General features: G+C 59.3%; 4 protein-coding genes and 5 pseudogenes. 6 read left to right on the top strand and 3 right to left on the bottom strand.

Features of this window, described 5'->3' with window-relative positions; genetic code table 11:
- Nucleotides 1-754 (top strand): annotated as a pseudogene (locus BN2475_RS26465) (IS3 family transposase); the annotation flags it as partial.
- A 57-nt stretch (nt 755-811) separates the two neighbouring features.
- Here the strand turns inward: BN2475_RS26465 and BN2475_RS26460 are convergent.
- Nucleotides 812-2,728, bottom strand: coding sequence for an SMP-30/gluconolactonase/LRE family protein (locus BN2475_RS26460; protein WP_094782417.1), 1,917 nt, complete (start codon nt 2,726-2,728; stop codon nt 812-814).
- Nucleotides 2,729-2,810: 82 nt separating this feature from the next.
- Nucleotides 2,811-3,452, bottom strand: a pseudogene (locus BN2475_RS26455) (DsbA family oxidoreductase).
- A 50-nt stretch (nt 3,453-3,502) separates the two neighbouring features.
- Between BN2475_RS26455 and BN2475_RS26450 the strand changes: the two are divergent.
- A pseudogene (locus BN2475_RS26450) lies at nt 3,503-3,703 on the top strand (DDE-type integrase/transposase/recombinase); the annotation flags it as partial.
- Nucleotides 3,704-4,305: 602 nt separating this feature from the next.
- Nucleotides 4,306-4,726 (top strand): annotated as a pseudogene (locus BN2475_RS26445) (transposase); the annotation flags it as partial.
- Between the two features lie 341 nt (nt 4,727-5,067).
- Here the strand turns inward: BN2475_RS26445 and BN2475_RS26435 are convergent.
- Nucleotides 5,068-5,193 (bottom strand): annotated as a pseudogene (locus tag BN2475_RS26435) (transposase); the annotation flags it as partial.
- Nucleotides 5,194-5,271: 78 nt separating this feature from the next.
- On the opposite strand from BN2475_RS26435, the gene BN2475_RS26430 reads away from it, so the two are divergent.
- The 3 genes from BN2475_RS26430 (at nt 5,272) to BN2475_RS26420 (ending at nt 8,074) form a co-directional block, all read left to right on the top strand.
- Nucleotides 5,272-6,216, top strand: a complete 945-nt coding sequence (locus BN2475_RS26430; RefSeq protein WP_094782416.1) for a glycosyltransferase family 2 protein — start codon at nt 5,272-5,274, stop codon at nt 6,214-6,216.
- Nucleotides 6,217-6,528: 312 nt separating this feature from the next.
- Nucleotides 6,529-6,729 (top strand): hypothetical protein, encoded by a 201-nt coding sequence (locus BN2475_RS26425; protein ID WP_143325911.1) that lies wholly within the window; start codon nt 6,529-6,531, stop codon nt 6,727-6,729.
- Between the two features lie 337 nt (nt 6,730-7,066).
- The gene (locus BN2475_RS26420) at nt 7,067-8,074 is read left to right on the top strand and encodes an FHA domain-containing protein (RefSeq protein WP_094782414.1); all 1,008 of its coding nucleotides are present in this window, start codon (nt 7,067-7,069) and stop codon (nt 8,072-8,074) included.
- The last annotated feature ends 34 nt before the right edge of the window (nt 8,075-8,108 follow it).

The following is an 8,108-nucleotide window of genomic DNA, read 5'->3' as shown; positions in this document are numbered from 1 at the left end:
GGCCTTTATCGATCAGCATCGCGACACCTTCGGGGTCGAGTCGATCTGCAAGGTCTTGCGGATTACACCGTCGGGTTATCGGCGTCATGCCGCACAGCTTCGCGATCCGTCGCGGCGCTGTGCCCGAGCGAAACGCGACGAGTTTCTGCGTCCGGAAATCAAGCGAGTCTGGCAGGCCAACATGCAGGTCTACGGGGCCGATAAAGTCTGGAAGCAGATGAACCGGGAAGGTATTACGGTGGCACGTTGCACGGTCGAGCGGCTGATGAAACAACATGGTTTGCGCGGCGTGATTCGTGGCAAGCGCTTCGCACGACCATTCCCGATGTTGTCGCTGCGCGCCCGCTGGATCGGGTGAGGCGCCAGTTCAAGGCCGACCGGCCGAACCAGCTCTGGGTTTCGGATTTCACGTACGTCTCGACGTGGCAGGGCTGGCTCTATGTCGCATTTGTGATCGACGTGTTCGCCCGGCGCATTGTCGGCTGGCGTGTTAGTGCGTCGATGATCACGGACTTCGTTCTGGATGCGCTTGAACAAGCCCTGTCCGCTCGCCAACCAGACAACGACGGCACGTTGACCGCAATACGTCAGCATTCGATACAGCGAGCGGCAGGCCGAAGCTGGCATCGAACCATCCGTCGGCAGCCGCGGCGACAGCTACGACAATGCGCTGGTTGAAACGATCAATGGCCTGTACAAGGCCGAACTGATTCATCGGCGCGCTCCGTGGAAAACGCGAGAATCTGTCGAGCTGGTGCCGCGCTTCAGGTGTATTAGCCTGAACCGGACCTGACAGACAGTCGCACGCTGCTTACGGCGTCCAGCGATGCACGATGATGCTCGAGCCGTTGTAGTTGTCTTTGGTGATCACGTACTCACCGCTTGCTCGCAGAAACGCTCGCAGCCCGTACATCGAATCGACGTCGTTGCCGACATCCACAGTACCGGGACTGTTGTTGATGAGCGTTGCGTCCAGATTGCCGGTGTCCAGATTGAACGCGTCGATGTTCGGCACCGTGTGAACATAGCTGACAAAAAGGTAATTGCCGGCTGCCGTAATCGACTTCGGATTCGCACTGGTGAGATTGATCACAGGCTGAGGCTGGGTGGTATTGCCCGCACTCCAGCCGTGATAGACCTCGATGCGCGACTGCATCGCCGTCCAGTCCCAACTGCCCGCCGCGCCTTGCGCAAGAATCATCGTGTCGGTCTCGGGCAGATAGATGATGCGCGTGAGCGGCCGGATACTCAGCGGGATTCTGATCGGGACGGCAGGACCCCACAATGGCTTGCCGTTTCCGTCGAAACCCGTGAGCGGGTAGTGATAGATATGGTTGGCTCTATCGAGGCCCGCCCACACATCGCCCCGGCTATCGATGCAGAAGCCGCCCGTCACCTTCACGGTCGTATTGAACGCGGGCCCCGGCAGCGACGCATCCGGTATCGCAATGTAGCCGCTTGCCGCATTGAAATGATAGAAGTTAAACGTATCCGGGTTCTGGCCCGACGCGACCAGTATACGGTTGCCGCCTACCGTGACGAGTTGACCGAAGTGCTGCCCGCGCTGCGTGTCGTTGATGTTCAGGCGCGGGTCCGATGGATAAGTGAACGGGTCGACGGTATTCGCAACGAAAGTGCCGCCCGCGCTGCCCGTGTAAATGTGCGCACCGCTGTAGAAATACGCGCCGTCCGTCGAGGGGTCCGGTGCCGCTACCGCTTCGAAATTCAGCGCCTGCAGCTTCCATTTCAAGTTGCCGGCGCTGTCATACGCATGCAGATCGGTCGGGCCATTGCGGCCAAGGTCCCAGCCGCCACCCCACGGATTGTTGAGCACGTACAGGTTGCCTGCTGCGTCCTTGCCGATTCCCGCGACGCGCGCGAAGCGCTTGTCGCCGACCTGGCCTTTGATTCCGGTGGTCGTGTCCAGATAACCGGCCTGAATGCCGAACGTACTGGCCAACGTTGGCGCGCCCGCCACGTTGTAGATCTTGATGTTCATGTCGGGGCCTTCGTCGCCGACCATAAGGCGTCCCGTCGACGCATCGAAGTACAGCGCCGAAGGCCGCGATGCTGCGGGCATCTGGATCGTGTTCAAAGGCGCACCGCCCGCGCTGAACTGCGCTACCACGCCAGCACTTTTGCGCGCGACCCACAGATTGCCCGCGCTATCGAGTGCAAGCGCGCCGGGACCCGATACGGCGATGTCCTGCTGCCACACGCCGTCCGTCGTATAGACGCGCACGCGGTTGCCGTAGAAGTCGCTGACATAGAGCAACGCGCCCGCCGTGGCGAGGCCGGTGATGACATCGGCGTGAGGTATGCCGGTCCACACGCTGACGGGGATGCGCAGTTCGAGCGCTTTCGTTGCGCGGTTGTAACGCCCTGCCGAGCCGCTGCCGAACGACCGGTTGTACTGCAAGGCCGTGAAAATCGACGTCGCATTCCCCGTAATCGCGCTGCCCTGAAAATCAGCGTGCGTGCCGATCGAACCGAGGCTCTGGCCGCTCTGATAGATCGCGACCCCGCCCTCGTTTTCGTCCCACAGCGACGACGTATAGATCACGCCTTCCGGCGCGACCCACATCGAACGTGCGCCGTTGCCCACGTGCGCGGCCAGCGTGCCATAGGTATTGGCGAGCCAGTCGGTCGCGTATTGCGCATGGCACACGCAGGCAAGCGCCAGCAGCGCGAAGCCGAGCAACGCGGCATGGATTCGTTTTGCAACCATGAACGGGAGCCCTTTTGCAGTACTTCATTTCGGTCATAACGAGCCTGATCGTGCGCAGGCGTTCACACGCGAAAGTGCCGGATCACGTTTCGGCCAGCATCTGCCTGATGACCTGCTCGATGTCTCGACAGGCTGCCCGCCGCTCGCCAGATAGCGGCAGTTGAAGATGATGGCCGGCACCGACTGAATGACTTGCGACTGGAATTCGTGTTCTTCCGCGCGGACTTCGTCGGCATAGTCGCCGTTTTGCAGCACCTTGCGCGCCGCGTCGGCATTCAGTCCCACAGACTGGGCTGCTTCGACAGGCACGTCATGATTGCTCGGATCGCGGCCATCGGAATGATAGGCCCGCAGCAACGCGAGCTTGAGCGGCAACGGCTTGCCTTCGAGGCCGGCCCAATGCAACAGGCGGTGTGCATCGAACGTGTTGTAGACATGCGTGCGCGGGCCGAAGTTCAAACCGACGTTCGCGCCGCGCTCGCGGATCATTGCCTGCGTTTGCTCGATCTGCTCAGGCGTGCGCCCGTATTTCTTGCCCAGATAGTCGACAATCGCCTCGCCCTCGGGGCCCATCTGCGGATTCAGTTCGAACGGATGCACGACGAGCTGCGCGTCCCACTGCATCGCCGAGGCGCGACAACGCGAGTTGCAGCGACGAGAGGCCGATTGCACACCAGGTGCATACAATGTCGGAAACGAAATCGATGGTGAGCGGTTGCGGCATGGTTTTCCTAAGGCCTGTGTGGAGAGCCGTATTGTCACCGATCCTGGCCGGACTTCACCTATGTCTCGACATGACAGGGCTGGCTGTACGTGGCTTTCGTGATCGACGTATTCGCCCGTCGCATCGTTGGCTGGCGCGTAAGTTCGTCGGTGTCCACGGACTTCGTTCTGGATGCACTTGAAGAGGCGCTGTACGCGCGCCAACCGGGCAACGCTGGGACTTTGACACACCACTTTGATAGAGTCTCTCAACCTAGGTTCAAGGAATAGATGTGGGGTCGGAAATTCGGAGAGGTCGGAAAGTCATACTGCCTTAAAAATCTCGCGACCCTGTCCGAACAAGCGGCGCCACCTCTGTTCCAGTGCAATACCGGCTCGTCCTATGGTCGTTTCTCAAGTAAGCGTAAGCTCGATCATACGTACTACCGACTTCATAAAGTTTCTTATGGGACAGAAGACTAGCGACACACAGTGTCGCATTCGCGACACTGTGTGTCTTCATTGTCGACGTGTTTGTCGTGAAAAACGGGGAATTCCGATTCGAGCGGTTATCTGGGCTGTTGGCACGACCATCGCTCTTGCGTCACATGAACTCCGGAGAACCGAAATGTCCAACACTGCAAAGATCCTTTTCCTGACTTCAGGGGCGTATTTTGTTGTTAACGGAGAAGCTGGCGCCGCTGGAACATCTCAAATGGTAAGAGCGGGGGGACGGTCCGGAGAGTTGCGAGAACGTAAAAGACTGAAGTCGTTCGTTAATAGCGGAGGCCAACGGGTTAAGAGTCGCTAACAAGAAAGACCAGGTCATCGCGCCATGCACTTTTGGCGTTGTAGGTGACATGGCATGAAAGAAGATCAGCAATGAATTGTGGAAGGCGCTGCAATCGCTGCCGCCGGTTGTGGAGCCGTCGGCCAAACGAGGCCGTCCGCGTGTGGATGTTCGGGCGGTGCTGAACTTCATCCTGTTTTGTTCTGCATAGCGGCATCCCGTGGGAAGACCTACCTGAAGAACTTGCGTTTTGGCAGCCGCATGACGTGCTGGCGTCGCCTGCGAGACTGGAAGGTCAGCGGCGTTTGGGAGCGGCTGCATTTGGCTCTGCTCAAGCGCCTACGCGAACACGACCAAATCGACTGGAGTCGAGCCAGCATCGACGGCGCAACGGTGGCCAGCCCCCGGGGGCGCAGACCGGACCGAACCCAACGGATCGCGGCAAGATCGGCAGCAAGCGTAATCTCGTCGTAGACCCGCGCGGCGGGCCGCCCACCGTGCTAATTCCCACCTGCTTGAGCCAGTCGGCAAGCTCGTGAAGCTCTTTCATGAAACTGCGGAACGAACGCACAGGTTCGGCGTCGCGTTCTGGGCCGACCGCGACCACATCAAACTGCGAGCCGAAAGAGATCGCCTCACGGCGTCACCAATGCTGGGTCCGCATCGGTCCTTGGACCCCGTTTTTTTAACGGGATGAGTCACCAAAAAGCAAACGGCCGCTCCCTTCGACTGCGCTCAGTGTAGTACGCCGGCAAGAGTTTCTGCCTTTCGGGCAGGGGCGCGCCCCGTGCAAGGGTGTATGGCAGCGGGTTGTGAGTGCACTGGCAGGCCAGACGGAAATCGAACACCAGGCGTACAGGCTGTGGGGTCTGATGCCCAACCTCTGCGCCACATCCGCCACCGAATGACCGCGCTCAGTGACTTGCCTGACTGCCTCAATCTTGAACTCATCCGTGTACCGCTTGCCGCTCATACTGACCTCCTGGGTAGCCATAAGTTATGGCTCGAAGATGTCTACGAAAGGTTGGCCGGTCCACTTCCGAACAAAGCCATGACGACAACGAATACTAAGGTCTCCATCTGTCTGCCCACGTGCAATCGCCCGCACCTGATCGCCCAATGCATCGATTCGTGTCTGATGCAAACGCACACGAACATCGAGATCGTGATCGGCGACGACTCGAAAGATGACCACACTCAGCGGTTGATCGCCTCGCGTTACGGGCATGAGAAGCGTATACGCTACCAGCGCAACATGCCGCCGCTCGGACAGGCGCGTAATGTCGCCAGCCTTTTTGCGCGAGCGATCGGCGCCAGGATCCTGCTGATGCACGACGACGACTACCTGGTCAGGAACGGTGTCGCAAGGCTGCTCGAGCAATGGAGCGTCCATTCCGACCTCGAAGTCGCATTTGGCAATCAATATGAAGTCGATCAGCATGGCCGCGTCGCCCCCGACGCGAGCCGAAGGCTTAACGCCGACTTTCATCGAACCCCGGTTGCGGCCGGCATCCAGGAACCGCCGGGACGCGTGGGTCTCATACAGATGTTTCCGAACAACGGCTGGCTCGCTAACGCGGAACTCGTAAAGAGGATCGGCTACAAGGAGCAGTACGGGACGTGCTGCGACTTCGTGTTCGGTACGGAGCTATGTCTCGCCGCACGCCGTGTGTGCTATCTGAACGAATATGTGTCTTATTACCGGAAAACGGACGTCTCGATTTCGCAGACCACGCGCGGCACGACAAGCGCGGCGACACTAACCGCATGGCATTTCGTCAAGAGTCTCGAACTGCCGCCGGCGCTCGAGCCGGCACGCAAGCTTGCCTTGCGCCGACTCGTGCCGATCGTTGTGTCGCTGCATGCGCAAAACCGCGAGCCGCGCGCCGGATTGCGTCTCGCGCTGTCCCACCTGTATGCGTACAACTTCGGGTTTAACCCGCGGCTCTATTTTCACCTGTGGATGATTTTGAAGGCAATGTGGCGTTTGCTGTAACGGTTCGCTGCGAAAGAGGTATGGCCGGGATTCGATAAAAATCCGCCACATCTCAAGTCTAAAAGGCCAGTTCAAAAAATTCCTGTGAGGGGCTGGTAAGAAGCGCTCATGATGTGGCATCCGGCTGACGTAAAACGAAGCAATGTTGACACCGCATCATGTCCACAGGAGCAGGGAGTAAGCGCCTGAGTTGGAAGCAATCACCGTGCGGCGCATCGATGCGGCCGAAAGGGCAGCGGCGCGTGTCTGGACCGGAAACTGGCAGCGCATGCTGCCGTAATGGTCGTCGCGCGCGGCCTCATAAAGCCTTCGATGCTCGACACGATTGAGCGGTTCGTCGCGTCACCTCAATCGCTGCTGTCGATCGAGCGCGAGTTTTCGACAGGCGATCCCGTGCTCGTTCGAGCGGCCGCTTTTGAACTGTTGCACCGCGGTCGCATCCAGGCGCTCGAGTTATGCACTGAAACCCTGTCGTGGCTGACGCGCTTCGCTGCGGTTGAGGCCGGATTATGAGTCGCCGCAGACCCGAATTCCAGACGCTGGATCTCGCCGCGTGGCCAACACTCGCATGGATTGGGCTCGATGCCGCTCAGTCGATTTATCCAAACCCGCTTAAAATTCCTTCAGTCATCTTATTTGCATCGTAAGCGCTGTGCATTATCGGCAAATAAACGCCACGCTACCTTCATAAACAAGTCCACCGCACTCAATTACGTCTTGATGGTTTTCAATGCTTTTTCTATGATAAAAGCCGGCCGGCGTCAGGCCGGAAATCATTTTGCATAGACGGGGCGCTGGGCGCATTGATGCGTCAAGCAGGGTTCGCTAGTTACTTAACGACGGTGTCACGATGGCATCATTAAACAAGAGCCTTCAGGAGCAGCGCTGCCTGCTGCGTGCACATCATGTATTCGGTAGGGATCCAGAACATTGCCATACGGTGATTGCCGATCCACGCGTATCGAGAATCCATGCAAGCATCAGTTGGCAGGCGGGCAATTGGGATCTGCGCGACTACAGCCGCAATGGCACATGGGTATCGCAGACGTTGATCGAGAAAGGCGAGCACGTCGTGTTGCGGCCTGGCGATCTGATCCATTTCGGTGGCGTCGATTCGCCGGTCTGGCGAGTCGAAGATCTCGACAGTCCCGCCGATATGCTTTGGCCTATGTGCGAAGCTGCCCGTCCTATCGTGCTCGATTTTTGTCACGTTTTACCGGGCGATACGCACTACTCCGTTACGGTGATGCGCTCGAGCGAAGGTGAGTGGCTGTGCGATGACACCACGCCCGCGCGCGTGCTTCACGATGGCGACGAAGTGAGATACGGTGCGCTCCGCTGGAAACTCGTGCTCGCGACGCGCAACGACGGCACGGCCGCGCTCCCGCGTGCGCCGCAATCGTTCGCGCTGGTTCAACGTGTCGATTTCATGGTGAGCCGTAATGAGGAGCATGTCGTGGCCGAGCTGCATACGCGCGGCGCGGCAATCCAGCTTGGCGACCGCGCTCATCACTATTGCCTCGTGACGCTTGCAAGAGCGCGCAACGTCGATGCGCGCGCCGGCTACGATGTCACGTCGCAAGGCTGGATCGAAGTCGATGTGCTGGCGCGTATGCTCGGCACCGATGTCTCGCACGTCAACGTCCAGATTCATCGCGCGCGCATGCAATTTGCGTCGCTGCTCTCACCGGGCTCGCCGGAGCTCGTCGAGCGTCGGCGCGGCAGCGTACGTTTCGGCGCGCTCGCATTTCGCATCGTGCGGGCCGACAGGCTCGAATGCCAGTCGATTCCGGCTGATCCGGCAGATACGCGGCGCTATCGGGATCATATGGACGCTGCGTTAGCGCCCTCCAGGTGAACCATCAGGTTTCCGCTGTGTGTATGGCGGCATG

This window comes from Paraburkholderia ribeironis, assembly GCF_900019265.1.
Lineage (GTDB): Bacteria > Pseudomonadota > Gammaproteobacteria > Burkholderiales > Burkholderiaceae > Paraburkholderia > Paraburkholderia ribeironis.
This window is presented reverse-complemented; position numbering and strand designations above follow the sequence as displayed.